General features: G+C 61.7%; 17 protein-coding genes. 6 read left to right on the top strand and 11 right to left on the bottom strand.

Annotation, left to right across the window (positions count from 1 at the left end; all coding sequences use genetic code 11):
* The first annotated feature begins 276 nt into the window (after nucleotides 1–276).
* Entirely contained in the window at nucleotides 277–813 is a 537-nt protein-coding gene (locus tag FA94_RS19835) for a class IV adenylate cyclase (RefSeq protein ID WP_035554316.1), read from the top strand.
* Between the two features lie 88 nt (nucleotides 814–901).
* Here the strand turns inward: FA94_RS19835 and FA94_RS19830 are convergent, their stop codons facing one another.
* Nucleotides 902–1,393: an Lrp/AsnC family transcriptional regulator gene (locus tag FA94_RS19830; RefSeq protein ID WP_035554313.1), complete on the bottom strand. Its 492-nt coding sequence runs from the start codon at nucleotides 1,391–1,393 to the stop codon at nucleotides 902–904.
* Between the two features lie 148 nt (nucleotides 1,394–1,541).
* Here FA94_RS19830 and phhA point away from each other — a divergent pair, with 148 nt between their 5' ends.
* Nucleotides 1,542–2,432 carry a phenylalanine 4-monooxygenase gene (phhA, locus tag FA94_RS19825; protein ID WP_035554311.1) on the top strand — a complete coding sequence of 297 codons (891 nt, stop codon included), beginning with the start codon at nucleotides 1,542–1,544 and terminating at the stop codon, nucleotides 2,430–2,432.
* A 56-nt stretch (nucleotides 2,433–2,488) separates the two neighbouring features.
* The gene (locus tag FA94_RS19820) at nucleotides 2,489–2,827 is read left to right on the top strand and encodes a 4a-hydroxytetrahydrobiopterin dehydratase (protein ID WP_279614176.1); all 339 of its coding nucleotides are present in this window, start codon (nucleotides 2,489–2,491) and stop codon (nucleotides 2,825–2,827) included.
* 104 nt (nucleotides 2,828–2,931) lie between these two features.
* On the opposite strand, the gene FA94_RS19815 is transcribed toward FA94_RS19820, so the two are convergent.
* A complete protein-coding gene (locus FA94_RS19815; RefSeq protein WP_035554309.1) occupies nucleotides 2,932–3,156 on the bottom strand; it encodes a DUF3717 domain-containing protein in 225 nt (74 codons plus the stop codon).
* A 91-nt stretch (nucleotides 3,157–3,247) separates the two neighbouring features.
* Here FA94_RS19815 and FA94_RS19810 point away from each other — a divergent pair, with 91 nt between their 5' ends.
* Together FA94_RS19810 and FA94_RS19805 are read left to right on the top strand one after the other, a co-directional pair.
* Nucleotides 3,248–3,934 (top strand): response regulator, encoded by a 687-nt coding sequence (locus FA94_RS19810; protein WP_013590077.1) that lies wholly within the window; start codon nucleotides 3,248–3,250, stop codon nucleotides 3,932–3,934.
* 134 nt (nucleotides 3,935–4,068) lie between these two features.
* The gene (locus FA94_RS19805) at nucleotides 4,069–5,571 is read left to right on the top strand and encodes a sensor histidine kinase (protein ID WP_035554307.1); all 1,503 of its coding nucleotides are present in this window, start codon (nucleotides 4,069–4,071) and stop codon (nucleotides 5,569–5,571) included.
* A gap of 66 nt (nucleotides 5,572–5,637) precedes the next feature.
* Here the strand turns inward: FA94_RS19805 and FA94_RS19800 are convergent, their stop codons facing one another.
* From FA94_RS19800 to mnmC, 7 genes are all read right to left on the bottom strand, one after another.
* Nucleotides 5,638–6,141 (bottom strand): SET domain-containing protein, encoded by a 504-nt coding sequence (locus tag FA94_RS19800; protein ID WP_035554305.1) that lies wholly within the window; start codon nucleotides 6,139–6,141, stop codon nucleotides 5,638–5,640.
* A gap of 219 nt (nucleotides 6,142–6,360) precedes the next feature.
* Nucleotides 6,361–7,473, bottom strand: a complete 1,113-nt coding sequence (locus FA94_RS19795) for an NADH:flavin oxidoreductase/NADH oxidase (protein ID WP_035554303.1) — start codon at nucleotides 7,471–7,473, stop codon at nucleotides 6,361–6,363.
* An 86-nt stretch (nucleotides 7,474–7,559) separates the two neighbouring features.
* Nucleotides 7,560–8,273, bottom strand: coding sequence for a glutamine amidotransferase (locus FA94_RS19790; protein ID WP_035554300.1), 714 nt, complete (start codon nucleotides 8,271–8,273; stop codon nucleotides 7,560–7,562).
* 123 nt (nucleotides 8,274–8,396) lie between these two features.
* Nucleotides 8,397–9,035: a MarR family winged helix-turn-helix transcriptional regulator gene (locus tag FA94_RS19785; RefSeq protein ID WP_035554298.1), complete on the bottom strand. Its 639-nt coding sequence runs from the start codon at nucleotides 9,033–9,035 to the stop codon at nucleotides 8,397–8,399.
* 537 nt (nucleotides 9,036–9,572) lie between these two features.
* Nucleotides 9,573–10,688 carry a YbdK family carboxylate-amine ligase gene (locus tag FA94_RS19780; RefSeq protein ID WP_035554296.1) on the bottom strand — a complete coding sequence of 372 codons (1,116 nt, stop codon included), beginning with the start codon at nucleotides 10,686–10,688 and terminating at the stop codon, nucleotides 9,573–9,575.
* A gap of 112 nt (nucleotides 10,689–10,800) precedes the next feature.
* Nucleotides 10,801–12,006 (bottom strand): cation:proton antiporter, encoded by a 1,206-nt coding sequence (locus tag FA94_RS19775; RefSeq protein WP_035554294.1) that lies wholly within the window; start codon nucleotides 12,004–12,006, stop codon nucleotides 10,801–10,803.
* An 867-nt stretch (nucleotides 12,007–12,873) separates the two neighbouring features.
* Nucleotides 12,874–14,892, bottom strand: a complete 2,019-nt coding sequence (gene mnmC / locus FA94_RS19770) for a bifunctional tRNA (5-methylaminomethyl-2-thiouridine)(34)-methyltransferase MnmC2/FAD-dependent 5-carboxymethylaminomethyl-2-thiouridine(34) oxidoreductase MnmC1 (RefSeq protein ID WP_035554293.1) — start codon at nucleotides 14,890–14,892, stop codon at nucleotides 12,874–12,876.
* 413 nt (nucleotides 14,893–15,305) lie between these two features.
* On the opposite strand from mnmC, the gene FA94_RS19765 reads away from it, so the two are divergent.
* Nucleotides 15,306–15,584 (top strand): HU family DNA-binding protein, encoded by a 279-nt coding sequence (locus tag FA94_RS19765; protein WP_006050811.1) that lies wholly within the window; start codon nucleotides 15,306–15,308, stop codon nucleotides 15,582–15,584.
* A 128-nt stretch (nucleotides 15,585–15,712) separates the two neighbouring features.
* On the opposite strand, the gene FA94_RS19760 is transcribed toward FA94_RS19765, so the two are convergent.
* Together FA94_RS19760 and FA94_RS19755 are read right to left on the bottom strand one after the other, a co-directional pair.
* Nucleotides 15,713–17,056, bottom strand: coding sequence for a GTP-binding protein (locus tag FA94_RS19760; RefSeq protein WP_035554292.1), 1,344 nt, complete (start codon nucleotides 17,054–17,056; stop codon nucleotides 15,713–15,715).
* Between the two features lie 286 nt (nucleotides 17,057–17,342).
* Nucleotides 17,343–17,789, bottom strand: coding sequence for a lytic transglycosylase domain-containing protein (locus tag FA94_RS19755; protein ID WP_035554290.1), 447 nt, complete (start codon nucleotides 17,787–17,789; stop codon nucleotides 17,343–17,345).
* Nucleotides 17,790–18,031 lie beyond the last annotated feature (242 nt).

Genomic DNA, 18,031 nt, shown 5'->3' with positions numbered 1-18,031 from the left:
GCCGACCCACTCTGCGGCTTTTAGCCACCTGCACGCCGTCAGGCTCACGCTACTCGCCTTGCACACCGCCACTCGCCGGCAAACCGCCAACCATCGCCCGCCCCTGTCCCTTCATCTGAAACCACACCGTCACGCAGTTTTTGTTAGATTGAGGGTTCGCGCTGACGCGCCGGTCCGCATCGTTGTTCGTTTCGCCTGACTCTGTCCTTCCCGGCAGCTTCGCCCCGGCCTCGCCGGAAGCCGCCGACCACTCCACCCTTTCGACAGGAACCTGACATGGCACGCAACATTGAAATCAAAGCCCGCGCCCAGCATTTCGAGCAACTCCGTGAGCGCGCAGCCAAGCTCGCGCCGGACGCGCCGCTGATCTTCCGCCAGCAGGATTTTTTCTACGACGTGCCGCGCGGGCGCCTGAAGCTGCGCCAGTTCGACGACGGCACGCCGGCCGAGCTGATCTTCTATCAGCGCGACGATCGTGATGGTCCGAAGGCCTCGTACTACACGCGCAGCCCGGTGACGAATCCCGAAGCCATGCATGCGCTGCTCGCCACCGCGCTGACCACGCGCGGCATCGTCACCAAAGAACGCCATGTGTACCTGACTGGACGCACGCGAATCCATCTGGACCGGGTGGACGGTCTGGGTGACTTTGTTGAACTCGAAGTGCTGCTCGCGCAAGATGACGACGAAGAAGGCGGCCACGCCGAAGCGCATGCCATGTTCGAAACGCTCGGTGTGCCGGAGTCGGATCTGGTAGCGGTGGCTTACGTCGACCTGCTGAGCCCGGCGAGCGAGCCGAAGCAGGCTGCTTAAAATTTAAGCGGAGCGATTTTTCGCGGCGTGGGCCGCGTGGGACACGCAGGAGGCGTACAAACGCCGCGCTCTTCTAACAGCCGCCGCATCAAGCGGCGGCGCCCCCCGGCGACAGATGCCCAAGCGGTAACGGCCCATTACGCTTGAACGTGGTCAGCACGATATTCGAGCGCACACTGTCCACGCCCGGCACGCGCATCAGCTTCTTCATCACGAACGTCGACAGATAGTTCAGATCCGGCGCGACAATCCGCAGCAGATAATCGGCGTCGCCCACCACCGCATGGCATTCGAGCACTTCGGGCAACACGTCGATCTGTTGCTGGAATTGCTCGATGATCGAATCGCCGTGGTGCTTCAACTTCAAACTGGTAAACGCGGTCACGCCGAGACCGAGTTTCTCCGGCCGCAGCACGACGCGATAACCGTCCACCACGCCGACCTGCTCCAGCCGCTGCAAGCGCCGTCCAATCTGCGACGGCGACAGCGGCACCTGCTCGGCCAGTTGCTGATGCGTGGCCCTGCCGAAGCGTTGCAACACGTCGAGCAACGCGAGATCGAAGTGATCCAGTTCTAGCATGTTAGATATCCGCATGTAATCGCTATTTTATGCACGATTATTGCATATCGACACGATAAAACACCATGATTGCGCCCATTCCGCATGTGTGCCGCTCTACACTCGCATCATCGATTTTGATCGGCATACGCCGTAGAGCCCCAGCACCATGTCCACCGCGAACACCGCCAAACTGAAAGAGCAATTCGACGCCGGCCTCGAAACCCGCGCGGACTTCACCATCGATCAACCGACCGAACGCTACGGCGCGGTCGACCATGCCGTCTGGCAACAGCTTTATGCCCGCCAGACGGCGCTGCTCAAAGGCCGCGTCTGCGACGCGTTTCTTGAAGGGGTGGAACGTATCGGCATGCCGGCCGATCGCGTGCCGTCGTTCGATGAAATCAACGCGAAGCTCACGCCCGCCACCGGCTGGCAGATCGTCGCGGTGCCGGGTCTCGTGCCTGACCAGGTGTTCTTCGAGCATCTGGCGAACCGCCGCTTTCCCGTGACGTGGTGGATGCGCCGTCCGGACCAGCTCGATTATCTGCAGGAACCCGACTGTTTTCACGATCTGTTCGGCCACGTGCCGCTGTTGATCAACCCCGTGTTCGCCGATTACATGCACGCGTACGGCCGTGCCGCATTAGCCGCCAGCGACGCCGGCGCGCTGCCGCTGCTGGCGCGTCTCTATTGGTACACAGTGGAGTTCGGACTGATCCGCGACGCCGCGAGTCCGAACGGTGTGAAGATCTACGGCGCGGGCATTGTGTCGAGCAAAGGCGAGACGGTCTACAGCCAGCACGACGCGGCGCCGAACCGGATCGGCTTCGACCTGGAACGGGTGATGCGCACGCGCTATCGCATCGACACGTTCCAGAAAACCTACTTTGTAATCGACGACTTCGCCCAGTTGTTCGGCGTCGCGCAAACCGATTTCGCGCCGCTTCTGGCGAAGCTCGTCAGCGAGCCCGCGTTCGCGGCCGGCGATGTGCTCGAGCACGATCGCGTGATTACGCGTGGCTCGCAGCAAGGCTGGCAAACCGACGGCGATATCTGAGCGAAGCGGCTGAACGCATTGGCAACGGCCTGACGGCATCCATGGAAAAATAGCGAATGGACCTGCTGGCCGGCAGGCCCGTTCAGACCCGAGAGGTAAACATCATGATCAGCAAACTGACTTCCGAAGAACGCGCGACGAAGATCGCCCAGTTGCACGGCTGGCAAGCTGTGGCCGGACGCGATGCGATTCAGCGGCAGTTCAAATTCGCCGACTTCAACGAAGCATTCGGCTTCATGACGCGCGTGGCCATCAAGGCGCAAGAGATGGATCACCACCCGGAGTGGTTCAACGTCTACAACAAGGTGGAGATCACGCTGTCCACGCACGACGCCAATGGACTGACCGAGCGCGACATCAAACTCGCCACCTTCATTGATAGTATTACCGCGTAATACACGCGATCCGAGGCGATTCGATGACGTTTATGCCCGGTGATTCAAACAATGGGACGGAATGAAAGGGCATTGCAGGCAATCCCTTATCGAAACCTTCAGTTCTACAGGCTATTATTAAGCCGCACGTAAGATTCCCATGCTTGCCTGGCAATCCCGTCCAAACGTTCCAGTGATAGCGTGTGCTGACGCTGTACAATCATCAGCGCATACGGCTTGGAGAGCGCGCTTGCCTCCTTGCACAGAACGAGTTCGTCGCCGCTTGATGGTGAGCGGGCGCGCCAGAAGTTGATCGCGGCTTCCAGTTCGTGAATGCTTATTTCGGACATGACGTCGTGATCGCTCTCCAGATCTGTGCAGCAGGCGCCCCGGCGAACCGCTTGCCCAAACGCCTAAACCCATTGTACTTGAGCGAAATCCATGCGACTCCTTCTGATCGAAGATGACCGCCCCATCGCACGCGGCATCCAAAGTAGTCTCGAACAAGCCGGCTTCACCGTCGACATGGTCCATGACGGTATTTTCGCCGAACAGGCCCTGACCCAAAACCGCCACGAGCTCGTGATCCTCGATCTGGGTCTGCCCGGTATCGACGGCATGACGCTGCTGTCGCGTTTCCGCCAGAGCAACCGTCATACGCCGGTGATCATTCTCACCGCGCGCGACGAATTGAACGACCGTGTCCAGGGCCTGAATTCCGGCGCCGACGACTACATGCTGAAGCCGTTCGAACCCACCGAACTCGAAGCACGCATTCGCGCGGTGATGCGCCGCAGCGGTCCGCACGGCGATATGCCGCGTCCGGAAGTGTCGCTGGGCGGTGTGCGTCTGTCGGGCGTCGACCGTCGTATTTTCAACGACGACAAGCCGCTCGAACTGTCGCCGCGTGAATTCGCGGTGCTCGAAATGCTGTTGCTGCGCCACGGCCGCGTGGTCAGCAAGGCGCAACTGCAAGACCACCTGACGCATTTCGGCGGCGATCTCGGCGACACCGCGATCGAAGTCTACGTGCACCGGGTGCGCAAAAAGCTTGAGAACTGCCGTGTCGAGATCGTCACGGTGCGCGGCTTCGGTTACCTGTTGCAGGAAATCCGTCAGGCCGCATAATCGTCATGAAGGCCGCCATCGTCATGGTGGCCTGACGGCGCCGGGCCGGCGCCGCGCACTCGGTGCGCACCACGCCGGCACCCGGCGGAATTTCACGGCGTCTGTGCCGTAGCTACTTTCCCGCGCGTTCGATCATGCCCCAGCCGGCCGCCAATAGTCTGCGCCGCACGCTGCTGCGGCGCCTCGCTGCTCCCCTTTCATTGCTCGCGCTGATGAGCGGCCTGATCGCTTACTGGCTCGCGTGGCAATACACGCAACACGTGGTCGACCGTTCGCTCGCCGACCTCGCCACCGCAATTTCCAAGCAGATCCAGATTGCCGGACCGGATGCCCGCATCACGGTGCCACCGCTCGCGCAAGCCATGTTCTCCGACCCGGCCGAAAATCTGGTCTACCGGATCAGCAACGGCGATACCGAAATCGCCGGCGACCACAATCTGCCGCTGCAAGGCACCAGCGTACGACGGATGCACTACGCCTATGTGTTCGAGACGCAGCATGAGGGCACGACCGTGCGCGTCGCTCAGGTGCGCGTCGATCAACCGAGCGGCAATCCGATCGTCGTCGAAGTCGGGCAGCCGGTGCATCACCGCTTCAGGATCGCCGCCGAGTTTCTGGTCGCGATCATGATGCCGCTGCTGTTGCTGCTGCTGGCGGGTTGGGTGATCGTGTGGCGCGTGGTGAATCAGCAGCTCAATCCGCTGACCGATCTTGCCGACTCGTTGAATCGTCAGACGCACACCTCGCTCGAACCGGTCGACGAAACCTATGTGCCGGTCGAAATCCGGCCACTGACCGGCGCGCTGAACGCGCTGCTCGATCGTCTGAAAACCGCGCTCGACGGTCAGCGCAAATTCATCGCCGACGCCGCACATCAGTTGCGTACGCCGCTCACCGCCGTCAAGTTGCACGCGGAACAGGCGGCCGTTGCGCGCGACCCGCAGCAGACGCTCAAGGCGGTTCGCGAACTACGCGCGGCGGCCGACCGTGCGGTGCGCTTGTCGAATCAGTTGCTGTCGCTTGCGCGCGCCGAGCCGGGTGAACAGGCGGCACGCTTCGTCAATGTCGACATGGCCGCGCTCGCGTTCGACACCGGCGCGGAATGGGTGCCGCGCGCGCTGACCTTCCAGGTCGACCTCGGCTTCCAGCGCCTCGATGACCCCGCCAACGCGCAGCCGTTGATCGCGCGCGGCAATCCGGTGTTGCTGCACGAAGTGATCGCCAATCTGCTGGATAACGCGCTGAAGTACGTGCCGCCGTCGCGCTTCGATGGCGGACGTATCACCGTGACGGTGTCGCAAACGGTGATCGACGAATTGCGCATGGCGGAGATCATCGTCGAAGACAACGGACCGGGCGTGCCCTTCACGCAGCAAGCGGATCTGTTCAAACGCTTTTTCCGCGGCGACGGTCAGACGGAAGCCGGAGTCGACAGCGGCGCCGGTCTCGGCCTCGCGATCGTTCACGACATCATGGTGCTGCATCACGGCAGCGTGCATTACGAAGATGCGCCCGATGGCGGCGCACGTTTCATCGTGCGTATTCCGCTCGTGCCGATCACCGTGCAGAACGAGCCGGTTGCCGACGAACGGCGTCCGGTAAAAAAATCGGCGCACTCGGCGCCGATCGACATCTAACGTAGGGATACCCCACGCGGGCTGCCGCGATCGCTCACTGAAGTGAGCTCGCGGCAGCCCGCGTTTTCATTTCTTCTTCGCTTTCTTGCTGGCCTTCCTGGCCGACTTCTCGCCCTTCTCTTTCTCCGGCGGCGCCAGCATCGTGCCGCGGCACTTGCGCGCGCCGCAACGGCATTCGTATTCCTTCTTCAACTTGTTCGTCTGACGCGCGTCGATCACGAGGCCGTAGTCGTAAAAGACTTCCTCGCCTTCCGCAATGTCGCGCAGCGCGTGCACGTACACGTGACCGTCGATTTCCTCGGCTTCGCAATTCGGCGCGCACGAGTGGTTGATCCAGCGCGCGCTGTTGCCGTCGACCTTGCCGTCGATCACCTTGCCGCTGTCGAGCGCGAAATAGAACGTGTGGTTCGGTTCGGCCGGATTATGCGGATGCCGACGCAACGCTTCCTTCCAGGAGATCCGCTCGCCCTTGTATTCGATTAGCCGCTCGCCGGCTTTGATCGGTTCGATGGCAAACACGCCTTTGCCGTGCACACCCGAACGGCGCACGGCGATCCTGCGTGAACTCATTGAATGAATCCTTGTGAATAACGGGGATGAGGTCCGGCAGCCGCCGGACATGCCCGCGTCTGACGCGCTGCTTTTTTCCGACGCGGATAGCAAACGCGGCGCCTTGCGAGCGCCGCGTCGACTTGCGGCGCACCTACGCCACATCCGGCATCCTACACGCTCCAGACGGCATCCTTCAACCGTCAAAAAGACGTGATCGTGTCACGCACCTCACCCGCTTCAACGTTGTCCGAACGAAATGTCGCCGAACAGCGCTTTTTGCTCGCGCGGTTGCGAACGCCAGTATTGCGGCGGCGCCTCGACCGTCGCGCCGAGTTGCGCTGCGGCGTGCCACGGCCAACGCGGGTTGTACAGCAATGCGCGGGCCAGCGCGATCAGATCGGCGTCGCCGGCTTCGATCAGTTGCTCGGCATGAAGCGGATCGGTGATCAGGCCCACGCCGATGGTCGTGAGGCCGGTGGCCTCTTTAACCGCCTTCGCGAACGGAATCTGATAGCCCGGTTCGAGCGGAATCTTCTGCAACGGCGAGACACCGCCGGACGACACGTCGATCCAGTCGCAGCCGCGCTTCTTCAATTCCTGCGCGAACGCGATCGTGTCTTCGAGCGTCCAGCCGCCCTCGACCCAATCGGTTGCCGAGACACGCACGCCGACCGGTTTGTCGGCGGGAAACGCGGCGCGCACGATGTCGAAGATTTCCAGCGGAAAACGCATGCGGTTTTCGAGCGAACCGCCGTAGTCGTCGGTACGTTGGTTGGCGATCGGCGACAGGAATTGATGCAGCAGATAACCGTGCGCCGCATGCACTTCCAGACCGTCGATACCGAGGCGCGCCGCACGCCGCGCGGAGGCCGCGAACGCTTCGCGAATCCGGTTCAGCGCGGGCGTATCGAGCGCCAACGGCGGCTCTTCGCCGGCCTTGTGCGGCAGCGCCGACGGCGCATGCGGCAACCAGCCGCCTTGCGACACCGGAATCAGTTGGCCGCCTTCCCACGGCGCCTGGCTCGATGCCTTGCGCCCGGCGTGCGACAACTGCATCGTCACCTTGATGTGGGAATGCTTGCGGATCGCGGCCAGCACCGGCACGAGCGCGGCTTCTGTCGCGTCGTCCCACAGGCCGAGATCGCCGGGGGTGATGCGGCCGTCCGGTTCGACCGAGGTCGCCTCGATGCACAACATGCCGGCGCCCGACAAAGCCATGCTGCCGAGGTGGATCATGTGCCACGCGGTGGCCTCGCCACGATCGGCGGAATACTGGCACATCGGGGACACGACGATACGATTGGGAAGCGTCACGCTACGCAGCGTAAGCGGAGAAAAAAGCGCGCTCATGGATGTCGCCCAGTAGAAACCCGAGAGCGATCGAGCATAGCACCGCAGGGAATTTACTGCAGACAGGGGTCGCTTGAGCGAAGGGCTTAAGGCTTTGGCTCGACTTGATCGAGCCACTCGCCGAACATCCGGCAGGCAGCGGCTTCCAGTGCGGGGCCGAACTGCGCGGTTTCGGCGCGCAACTGGCGTGCATCGATACCGTGGCCGACAAGCTCGCACGCATTGCCGATCAGCCAGGGTTCGAAGCGATCGGTGCGAATCTCCGGATGGCATTGCAAACCGAGCACATGATTGCCCCAACTGAACGCCTGGTTTTCGCAGGCCGGCGTGGAAGCAAGACGCGTGGCGTTGTCAGGGAGATCGAAGGTATCGCCATGCCAATGCAGCATGGAGGTTTGCGCGGCGTCCAGGTGGCGCACCGGCGAAGCGCGACCGGCATCGGTCAGCGTGAGCGGTGTCCAGCCGAGTTCGGTATGCCCGGCGGGATAAACCCGCGCACCGAGCGCACGGGCGATCAGTTGAGCGCCGAGGCAGATGCCGAGCGTCGGCAAACCGGCAGCAATGCGTTTTTCGATCAGCGACAGCAGCGGCACGAGCGTCGGATAAAGCGCGTCGTCGGTGGCGCTGATCGGCCCGCCGAGCACCACCATGACCGACGCGGACACCGGATTCGGCGCCTCGATACGGCCTAAGCCGACGTCGAGATAACGGACCGGACGGCCGCGCTCGCCGAGCACCAGCTCAAGACTGCCCAGATCCTCGAAGTGCACATGGCGAATGGCCAGAACTTCGCGATTCATCGGCCTGACCCACCTTCAGGTTGACTAAAGACTTGCCGCTACGCGGCGCCGATCGGCTCAGGGTGGCTTATGCCACCCCAAGCCGGCTTGGCAGTGTAGCGGATTGTCCCGGAAGAAGCCGCCTTACTGGGCGAAGATCTTCCAGGTCTTTTTCTGGGTGGCGACGTCGGCGATTTCGTAGACCGAGCAATCCAGACGCACGTTCGTGTCCGACATGTTCATGTCGAGCAGCGAGCAGTGATGCGGCGTCTTCTTCGGATTCTTGCTCGGCTCGAAATGCGCGCAGCTCAGGCACATGCGGTGCGGCGGAATCGTGCCTTGCGCTTCCAGCTGATGGACGGTCTTGAGCAACGTGCGATAGAACACCGACTGCTCATCGTCACGCAGCGTGCCGACCGCCTTCGCGAGGAAGTCCGGCCATTGCGCGGCGCGCTTCGCAGCGGTACGGCCACGTGCCGTCAGACGAACCGCGAGCGCGCGGCCGTCGTCGAGTGCGCGGCGCTTTTCGACCAGACCCTTGGTTTCGAGCGTGCTGACCGCATCGCTCGTGGTCGCTGCGGTCAGAGCCGTTTCACGGGCGATTTCGCCGAGGCGCATCGGGCCTTTGCGCTGCATCAGCAGGACGAGAATTTCGCCTTGCGTCGGGGTGAGACCCGCGCCTTCGGCCCATTCCCAAGCCTGGCTTCGCATCGCCGTGCTCAATCGCAAGAGGCTGTGGGTCACCCGCCCGGCTGCCTGTTCTCCGTATACGCCTTCGCTCATAATCTTCGATTCGTTTATTTACAGCCTTGGTTCAAGACCGGCGACTTGCTCGCCGACCGCGCCCGCAGCCTGTGGGGGTAGCCTTGCCCAACTACGGACAAGACGGTTTCTACTATCTCAAAAATTTGCCGCCTGACCAGCCAAGGCTGCGAAAACGACATTCTATGCGAGAGCGGCGAATCGTACAGCTAACTTATCCAGGGCAAGCTGTGGATAACCACGGGAAAACCTGGGGACGGCTTGTGCACCGATTCTTGATAACCATCCAGGCGGTGTTTTTACCTGCTGAAGTTGTCCTCGTATACCGGCGTCGATGTGCTCACGTCCCGACCGGTTATGGTTTACGCAGCACGTTGACTTTGCAGGGAATTATTCAGTTGTCCACAGGCCTGGGCGATGCTTGTTAACTACTACTACTTTGGTATACGTTAACTTTATAAAAACCTAAGACACGTCCGGCTGGAAAAATAAATTACATAAAAAAACCCGCACGAAGCGGGTTTCCTTACGGTTTGACGTAATCCGTTTTAATCCTGACTAGGCTCGCCATTGCAGACATTGCTGACGGACAGCTTCGTGCAAGGATTTTTCTTTCTCGAACACGCCACGCACCCAGGTCGCATCGTTCACCTGGCCGCGCGCGATCGCGCCGATCTCGGCAAGCGCATTACCCGAACCCAATGCTTCGGCGTGCGGTGCAATCAGATCGAGCGTTTCGAGAATGTCTTCGGAAATCGTCTTGCGTTCGCCGGTTTGCGGATTGATGCAGGTGCCGGCCAGACCGAAGCGGCACGCTTCGAAGCGATTGAAGGTGTAGACGAGGTAATCGTCTTCCTGCGGTGTGATCGGTTTGTCGAGCAGCAAATGCCGCGCCAGCGTCTGGATGTAGCAGGCAATCGCCGCCGCGCGATCCACCGATAGCGGTGTGTCCATCACGCGTACTTCGATCGTGCCGAAACCTGGCTTCGGCCGGATGTCCCAGTAGAAATCTTTCATGCTATTGACCACGCCCGTGTGGACCATCTTCGAAAAATATTCCTCGAAGCTGTCCCACGTCAGCACGAACGGCGCGCGGCCCGACAGTGGGAACGCGAACACGGAATTCAGGCGTGCCGAATGAAAGCCGGTGTCGACGCCTTGCACGAACGGCGACGAAGCCGACAACGCGATGAAATGCGGAATGAAGCGCGACATGGAATGCAACAGATACAGCGCGCTGTTCGGATCAGGACAGCCGATATGCACGTGCTGGCCGAACACCGTGAATTGCTTGGCCAGATAGCCGTACAACTCGGACAGGTACTGAAAGCGCGGCGTATCGACGATCTGCCGTTCGCTCCATTGCTGGAACGCGTGCGTGCCGCCGCCGCACAAACCGACGTTCAGATGATCCGCCGCGGAAACCAGCGTGTCGCGAATCTTGCGCAAATCGGTGACGGCCTGCTCGTGCGTCGTGCAGATGCCGGTCGACAGCTCGATCATGCTTTCGGTAATTTCCGGCGTGATGTTGCCGGGAATTTTTTCATCCTTGATGAGGCGCAGCAGATCCGAGCCGGCTTTGGTCAGATCATAGTCGTGCGTGTTGACGATCTGCATCTCGAGTTCGACACCGAAGGTAAACGGTTTCGAATCGATGAAGGGTTCGAGTGACATAGCGTCCCCTGTGTCAGTCGGCCGGGAAGTTGTCGCCTGCCCGGCCGTTTTTGAATCGAATAACTCGAGTAAGTCGAATCAGGCGGATGAAACATCGAGCAGCGCCGAGCGCTTACGCTTCGCGCCGCTCGGCCACCATCGCGAGACTGCGATAAACGAGCCACGGCCCGAGAATCTGCAGCACGAAAATCGAACACATGACGATCGCGCGCAGTTGCGGATCGAAGTTCGGATACAGGTTGTACGTATCGTCAACCAGCAGGTACGCGAGCGCCGACATGGGCGATAACGATAAACCGAGCGCTATGCCCTGCTTCCAGTTCAAGCCGCTCGGTTTCGCGAAAGCCAGCACACCGACCAGTTTTGCTACGAGACGCGCAACGATCAGGCCCAATGCCGCCACGCCGCCGAGCGCGATATCTTTCCATTCGAACGAAGTCAGCGTCAGCACGAACAGAATCACGGTCAGCAACCAGCCGGCGGTACCGAAATGCTCCGGCCACAATTGCGGACGCGCCTCATGATTTTTCACGATGATGCCGGCCGCGAGCAGCGCCAGAATCGTCGAGAGCTTGAACAGATGCGCGACCGCGATCGCCAGCAACACGAGGCCGAACAGCGCGACAAACGAATGCTCGTCCTGCATGTTCAGACGGCGATAAAAGAACGTGCAGGTCCGCGCGAGCAGATAGGCGAGCACGAGCGAGCCGACCAGCAGATACAGCGGTTGCAGGATGGTGGCGAAAACATTGCCGTAAGCCTCCTGATGCAACCAGCTCGACACCAGCTTTTCGATCACCACGGCGTACATGCTGTTCAACGCGGTCAAGGTCAGCATGCGTTGCGTGACCTGGCCTTCCGCGCGCAATTCCGTTTTGAGCTGGATCACCATCGCGGGCGAGGTGGCCATCGCAATCGCGGCGAGCACCGTCGCCACGATCACCGGTACGTTCAGCAACAGCAAAACCGGCAACACCAACGCGAACGTCAGCGTCGCTTCCGCCACGCTCGACAGGATCAGCCAAGGGTTGCGGCGAATCCAGCGCAAATCGAGCCGGCTACCGAGTTCGAACAACAGCAAACCGAGCGCGACGTCGAGCAAAGGTCGCGCGGCGCTGGCGGAATCGGCATCGATCACGCCCGAACCGGCCGCGCCGGCGACGAGACCAATCACCGCATAGCCGGAAATGCGCGGCAGACGCCACGCGCGATAACACAGTTCACCGCACAGGCCGGCGGCAAGCAAGGCGAGACCCGCCCAAAAAATGGCGTCGGGTGCGAGAGGCCAGGCCGGAAAGAATGAAAACGCCGACTTCATCGTGATGGGTTCTCCTTGGCAGCAACGGCAGGCGACACGAACCGGCGCGAACACCGGCGAGCGGGCGAGCGCATGAAGCGCTCACAGTCGCGACCGCTTCGCGTGACCCGCGTTGCGAGTTTTTCAACGATCGGATGATCTGAATGCACCGCAGCCGCTGGGAGCCCGGCGCATTCCTGAGTGCGGCCGTAGCAACCGGCACGGCACGGTGAAAGAACGCCGGCGACTTTGAATCAGATTCTGATTGAGCGGCACCGTTCCGTTGTTGCGTGTGCCGCTAGAGGCGAAGCACGACGCGGAAAAGAACGGCGATTGTGCCATAGCTTTTTCAGAGTTGACCGAAAAGGCGCGAACATGCAGGCAAAACGGTAAAAACGTACGTTATCTTCGCAGCATGAGGAAAAAGCGACCGTTTTGAGATGAGCTTGGGTCGTCTGGACGTTCAGTTTGACGGAGCTAGATGTGTTTTTCGGGAAGGTTAACCGGAAATTTTGGGGCGGTTTGGAGGGCGGTTGGCCGGGCTTTCCGATGACGACCGCTTTCCAGCTCGCCTCGGTCTTTCTGTTTACAGGTTTACCGTATGTATACGTAGTAACAGTTAACAAGCTGCCTCGGTTTCTGTGGATAACTCCTGTTTACCGAAATGAATCATCAGCTTGCCGACGGCATAACCGGATGCACAGCTTGTGCGGGAGCGGCGGGTATACAGGGGTAACTTTTGGCGATTTCCGGCGGCGGCAAAGTTACCCCGTTTACGTCCACAACGGTTCCACATGAGTTTCGCCGGTTAACGGCAAGCTTATCCACAGGGTGTGGTGGATAAGTTATCCACCGGGGTTAACACGGTTCACACGGCTCGACGCGCGGTTAACTCACGGTGCCCTGACGCAATGCTCGCAGGAGGAAGCGAGCCGGATCGATGTCCTCTGCCAGATCCCGTTCGATTGGCCACGGCTCGCCTTCGAGCTGCGACGCGATCAGTTCCGCGCCGAGCGCCGCCCACACCAGGCCGCGGGAACCGTAGGCGAAGGCGCCGTACAAGCCGTCCGTGCGCGGCAGGTCGAGCGGCCAGGCGCCACGCAGACGTTGGGCGTCGCGTGTGGCGAGGGTTTCGTCGGCGAGTTGGCCGATCATCGGCATGCGGTCGCTGGTGACGCAGCGGAAGGCGACGCGGCCGGCCAACGCGGCCGACGGCATCTGTCCGGCTCGGCCGGCTTGAGCAGCTTGTGAGGCTTGAGCCGTCGCTGTCGCCGACGCAACGCCCGAGAACGCCGGCAGCATCTGCGCGACGCGCTCGAGGTTTTCCAGATGGCCGTCCGCGCGCAGCGATGTGTCGGGATCGTCCAGTTCGTAGGTCGCGCCGGTCAGCGTGACGCCGTCGACGAGCGGCACCGCGTAGCCTTCACCGATCACCGGCAGCGCCAGCGGCGCGACCGCGCCGGCTGGCAGCAAGGTCAATTGGCCGCGGATGCTGCGCGTCGGCGCATGCCGCAAACCGGCGATGCGCGCGGCATCGTGCGCACTGGCGACGATCACCACCGGCGCGCGTGCCACCGCTTGCCCCGACGTGTCGAACACGGTCCATTGGTCGCCATCCCACTCGATTCGCGCGACGTCCACGCCAAAGCGACGTTCAAGCAAGTTGCCCGCCGCGGCGCATTGTGCGGCGCACAGCGAAGCCGGATCGATCCAGCCGCCGTGTGGAAAGAACCAGCCGCCCCGCGCGAGCGGCATGCCGGCGAGTTTTTGCGCGTCTTGCGCCGACACGGGCGTGACGTACTCGGACGGATAGCCGAACGCGGCGATCGCGTCGCCGATCGAGCGGGCTTCGTCGTCGTCCGCGGCGATTTGCAACAGGCCTCGCGCGCCGCGCAACGGTTGATGGCCGAGCCGTTCCAGCGCGGCCCAGCGCCTGAGCGTGTATAGAAAGCCCGCGCGCGTCACGCGCGACGCGACGCTGTCGTCGCGGGAAATCATGGGATGGAACACGCCGGCGGGATTGCCCGACGCGTCTTGGGCCACCGACGCATGCCGCTCCAGCGACGTCACGCGCCAGCCGCGCGCCGCGAGCCGCTCGATCACCGCGCAGCCCGCGAGCCCCGCGCCGATCACCACCGCGTGCCGTTCTTCCACCGCAAGCGGCGCTGGCGGTTCATAACGCCGCACGCGCCAGCGCGGCGCGAAATGGCCGACCAGCATCGCCCGTTTCCAGCCGAAGCCGTCCACTTTGCGGTACTCGAAGCCGCATTGCGTCAACGCGCGTTTGATGTCGCCGGCGCTGCTGTAAGTGGCGAAGGTCGCGCCCTCGCCCGCCAGGCGCGCGAGCGACTTGAAGATCGCCGGGGTCCAGAGTTCGGGGTTCTTGGCCGGCGCGAAACCGTCGAGATAGAACGCGTCGGCGCGTAGCCTCAACGCCGGCAAGCTCTCGAGCGCGTCGCCGAATACCAGCGTGAGCACGACGCGGCCCTCGTCGAATTCGAGCCGATGCGTGCCCGGAACCAGCATCGGCCAGGCGTCGGCCAGCGTTTCCGCCAGCGCGCTAATGGTCGGGTCGGAAATGGTTTTGGCGTAGACGGTGCGCAAATCGTCCAGAAGGAACGGATGCTTCTCGGTCGACACGAAATGCAGCCGCTCGCAGCGCGCCGGATCGGCGCGCCACGCGGCCCACGTCATCAGAAAGTTGATGCCCATGCCGAAACCGGTTTCGAGCACGGTGAAAACGCGGCGTTTTTGCCATCGTTCCGGCAACGCATTACCGCGCAGAAAAACGTATTGAGATTGTTCGAGACCGCCGACGACACTGTGATAAATGTCGTTATAAAGCGGCGAATAAAGCGAGCCGTTATCGCGAAAAGCGACGACAGCGGGGATCAGCGGATCGGTCATGCCGGACGGAATTGGAGGCTCGCAAGAGCGGGTCGAACGTTACCGTCCGCGCGGGCCGCTCGCCGGACGGCGAAAAAGACGCGCCGAACGTTGGCAAAATCCAACGCCAAGCCCCGTCCATACTGGGTTTCAGCCATCCGCGGGAGGCGCCGACAGCAAAAATTGCGGTTTCCTTGCGATATCGGCCCCGGAACCGCGTAAATCTTCGAAACCCTTATCCTGATTGGGTTTGCGCTGCGCTATCATAGCAAGCGCCGCGAAGGGAGCGGCGGCACGGCCGCCAGGCAGTCATCTGCCGGGCGTTCAGGTCCGGAGGGGATCCGGAGCCGCAGCTGCTCGACGGCGCGGCCCGCGCACGTATAATCGGCGCGTTCGCGCTGTTCGTGTCAACCTAAACTCAGAAAGGAACCTTAATGAACAAACAGGAACTGATCGACGCCGTCGCAGGACAGACGGGCGCCAGCAAGGCTCAAACCGGTGAAACGCTGGACACGTTGCTTGAAGTGATCAAGAAGTCTGTGTCGAAGGGCGACGCGGTCCAGTTGATCGGCTTCGGTAGCTTCGGTTCGGGCAAGCGCGCAGCACGTACGGGTCGTAACCCCAAGACCGGCGAGACTATCAAGATCCCGGCCGCCAAGACCGTCAAGTTCACGGCTGGTAAGGCGTTCAAGGACGCAGTCAACAAGCGCTAAGCAGATTACTGCCCGGCAGTTGACACCCGCCAACGGCGGGTTTTTTTTCGTCTGCTGGTTTTGCAGCAGCGGGTTGAACGGCGACGTGTGTCGCGGTTCAACCTTCAGGCGCGGTCAGTCAAGTCTGGCTAGTCGTGGCGGTGGATGATTTCGCCGTGACCGTCATGATCATGGTCGTGGTGGTCGTGACCGTGATCATGCCCGTGGCCATGATGATCGTGATCATGATCATCTTCGTCGAAGTCCCATGCCGGGAACGGATCCGTGAACTGCTGCCACGCTTGCGGTCCCAACGCGTATTCGTCATCGGTCAGCAGGCAGGCGTCGAACTTCGCCTTCCACACCGCCGGTTCGATACCGACGCCGATCATCACCAGTTCCTGGCGACGGTCGCCGATGCTCATATCGTCCGGATCGCCATGCCAGTCGGCGGCGATTTCAGCCGCCAGCTCGTCGTCACCGTCCGGCCATTCGCTGCGGTCCTGCGCAGCCCACCACATGCCCGCCGGACCATGCCGGCAAGCGCCGCCGGCCTGCGACAGCGAACCGGCGATATCGTTACGCGTGGCCAGCCAGAAGAAGCCTTTGCTGCGCAGAACGCCCTTCCACTCCTGATGCAGCAGCGCCCACAGACGTTCCGGATAAAACGGCCGACGCGCCCGGTAAATGAAATTGCCAATGCCGAATTCGTCCGCTTCACCGTGATGCGCATGACCGTGCTCGTGATCATGTTCATGATTCAGCGACGCCAGCCAGCCCGGCGCGCTCGACGCTTCGTCGAAATCGAAGCGGCCGGTGTTCAGCACCTCCGCGAGCGGCACTTCGCCGAAACGGCTGACCACCTGCACCGCGCGCGGGTTGATGCGGGCGAGGATGCGTTGCAAACGCGTGAGCTCGTCGGCGCTGACGAGGTCGGCCTTGTTCACGACCAGCACGTCGCAGAACTCGATCTGCTCGATCAGCAACTCGACCAGCGTGCGATCGTCTTCTTCGGTCGCGGCAATGCCGCGCTCAGCGAGCGCGTCGGCGGAACCGTAGTCGCGCAGGAAGTTGAACGCGTCGACCACGGTCACCATCGTATCGAGCCGCGCGACGTCGGAGAGCGACGCGCCGTCGTCGTCGACGAAGGTAAAGGTCTCGGCGATCGGCATGGGCTCGGCTACGCCGGTCGATTCGATCAGGATCGCGTCGAAACGCTGTTCGCCGGCAAGGCGCTTGATCTCTTTCAGCAGGTCGTCGCGCAGCGTGCAGCAGATGCAGCCGTTCGACAGTTCGACCAGTTGCTCCTCGACATGCGAGAGCGCCGCGGCGTCGCGCACGAGGGTGGCATCGATATTGACGGCGGCCAGATCGTTGACGATCACGGCGACGCGCAAGCCGGCGCGATTCGCGAGAATGTGATTCAGGAGCGTGGTCTTGCCGGCGCCCAGAAAACCGGAGAGCACGGTGACGGGCAAAAGCGGCTGGTTCATCGCAGTACGGGAAACAAGAGGATTGGAAGGCGTGCCGGGCGTGGGTCGCAGGACCGCGTGACCCATGACCGCGTTGGCGGTCGCATCGCGACGGCAGCACGAAGCCGCATTGTGCATCAAAACGGGCGAAGCCCTCCTGGCGAGCCGGATCGGCACACGGCTGAAATGACGCAGAGGCTGAAGTTGGTGCTTAAGTCGACGTTGGAGCGTATGACCGAACGGCCAGACGAAAGATCGTCTATATATAAGAGTAACGATCCAAAGCGAATAAAACCGACACGCTCGCTTAACGTGCGGCCGGCATCAGATTCCACTTGCGCAGGATCGTGGCGATCTGCATCGCATACTTATCGCGCAGCGCCGGCGTTTCCGAGTGGTATGCGCCGATTGCCTGCCAGGTATTGCCGTACTTGTTCATCTGACGGCGCAGATGCCACGCCGCGATGTAGACGTTCTTGCACGGCTCCATCAGCGTGCCTTGCGAGATGCCGTATTGCGCGAGCACCGGCAGATGAATCGAGTTGATCTGCATAACGCCGTAGTCGATCGAGCCGTTGGCGTTCTTATGCTGGGCATCGGGCCGATTGTGAGACTCCTGCCAAGCAATGGCGCGCAGAATCAACGGGTTGACTTTCTGATACTTCGCCGCTTCGTCGAAACAATCGGCGCGCGCCTGCCCTGCTGCAACCAGCACGGCAAGTCCTGCGACGACAGTGACGAAGGTTCGTTTCATCGGTCAAGACGACTAAGTAAAGCGCAAGGGTAAGGTTTGGTAAGGCGGTTCGTCGGCCATACTTCAGCCGCTTGCAGCCGTCGAGCCGCACTGGCCGGGCGTTTGTCCGGCATCGGGGAAAACCCGCGTCGGCAAGCCGCAACCGCTGACTCGAACGGCTCGTATCATACCGACAGGCAGACTCGCGTCAAGTTAGCTAACAGACATAAGCATGTGGAAACAAGGCGCTGCGTCATTCGCGC

It is taken from the genome of Burkholderia sp. 9120 (assembly GCF_000745015.1).
Taxonomy (GTDB): Bacteria; Pseudomonadota; Gammaproteobacteria; order Burkholderiales; family Burkholderiaceae; genus Paraburkholderia.
The sequence above is the reverse complement of the archived record's forward strand: the minus strand, read 5'-3'. Positions and strand labels throughout refer to the sequence as shown.

Excerpts from the sequence above, each read along its gene's own strand:
- FA94_RS19835 (WP_035554316.1), top strand. The coding sequence starts at position 277 with ATGGCACGCAACATTGAAATCAAAGCCCGCGCCCAGCATTTCGAGCAA.
- FA94_RS19830 (WP_035554313.1), bottom strand. The coding sequence starts at position 1,393 with ATGCTAGAACTGGATCACTTCGATCTCGCGTTGCTCGACGTGTTGCAA.
- phhA (WP_035554311.1), top strand. The coding sequence starts at position 1,542 with ATGTCCACCGCGAACACCGCCAAACTGAAAGAGCAATTCGACGCCGGC.
- FA94_RS19820 (WP_279614176.1), top strand. The coding sequence starts at position 2,489 with ATGGACCTGCTGGCCGGCAGGCCCGTTCAGACCCGAGAGGTAAACATC.
- FA94_RS19815 (WP_035554309.1), bottom strand. The coding sequence starts at position 3,156 with ATGTCCGAAATAAGCATTCACGAACTGGAAGCCGCGATCAACTTCTGG.
- FA94_RS19810 (WP_013590077.1), top strand. The coding sequence starts at position 3,248 with ATGCGACTCCTTCTGATCGAAGATGACCGCCCCATCGCACGCGGCATC.
- FA94_RS19805 (WP_035554307.1), top strand. The coding sequence starts at position 4,069 with ATGCCCCAGCCGGCCGCCAATAGTCTGCGCCGCACGCTGCTGCGGCGC.
- FA94_RS19800 (WP_035554305.1), bottom strand. The coding sequence starts at position 6,141 with ATGAGTTCACGCAGGATCGCCGTGCGCCGTTCGGGTGTGCACGGCAAA.
- FA94_RS19795 (WP_035554303.1), bottom strand. The coding sequence starts at position 7,473 with ATGAGCGCGCTTTTTTCTCCGCTTACGCTGCGTAGCGTGACGCTTCCC.
- FA94_RS19790 (WP_035554300.1), bottom strand. The coding sequence starts at position 8,273 with ATGAATCGCGAAGTTCTGGCCATTCGCCATGTGCACTTCGAGGATCTG.
- FA94_RS19785 (WP_035554298.1), bottom strand. The coding sequence starts at position 9,035 with ATGAGCGAAGGCGTATACGGAGAACAGGCAGCCGGGCGGGTGACCCAC.
- FA94_RS19780 (WP_035554296.1), bottom strand. The coding sequence starts at position 10,688 with ATGTCACTCGAACCCTTCATCGATTCGAAACCGTTTACCTTCGGTGTC.
- FA94_RS19775 (WP_035554294.1), bottom strand. The coding sequence starts at position 12,006 with ATGAAGTCGGCGTTTTCATTCTTTCCGGCCTGGCCTCTCGCACCCGAC.
- mnmC (WP_035554293.1), bottom strand. The coding sequence starts at position 14,892 with ATGACCGATCCGCTGATCCCCGCTGTCGTCGCTTTTCGCGATAACGGC.
- FA94_RS19765 (WP_006050811.1), top strand. The coding sequence starts at position 15,306 with ATGAACAAACAGGAACTGATCGACGCCGTCGCAGGACAGACGGGCGCC.
- FA94_RS19760 (WP_035554292.1), bottom strand. The coding sequence starts at position 17,056 with ATGAACCAGCCGCTTTTGCCCGTCACCGTGCTCTCCGGTTTTCTGGGC.
- FA94_RS19755 (WP_035554290.1), bottom strand. The coding sequence starts at position 17,789 with ATGAAACGAACCTTCGTCACTGTCGTCGCAGGACTTGCCGTGCTGGTT.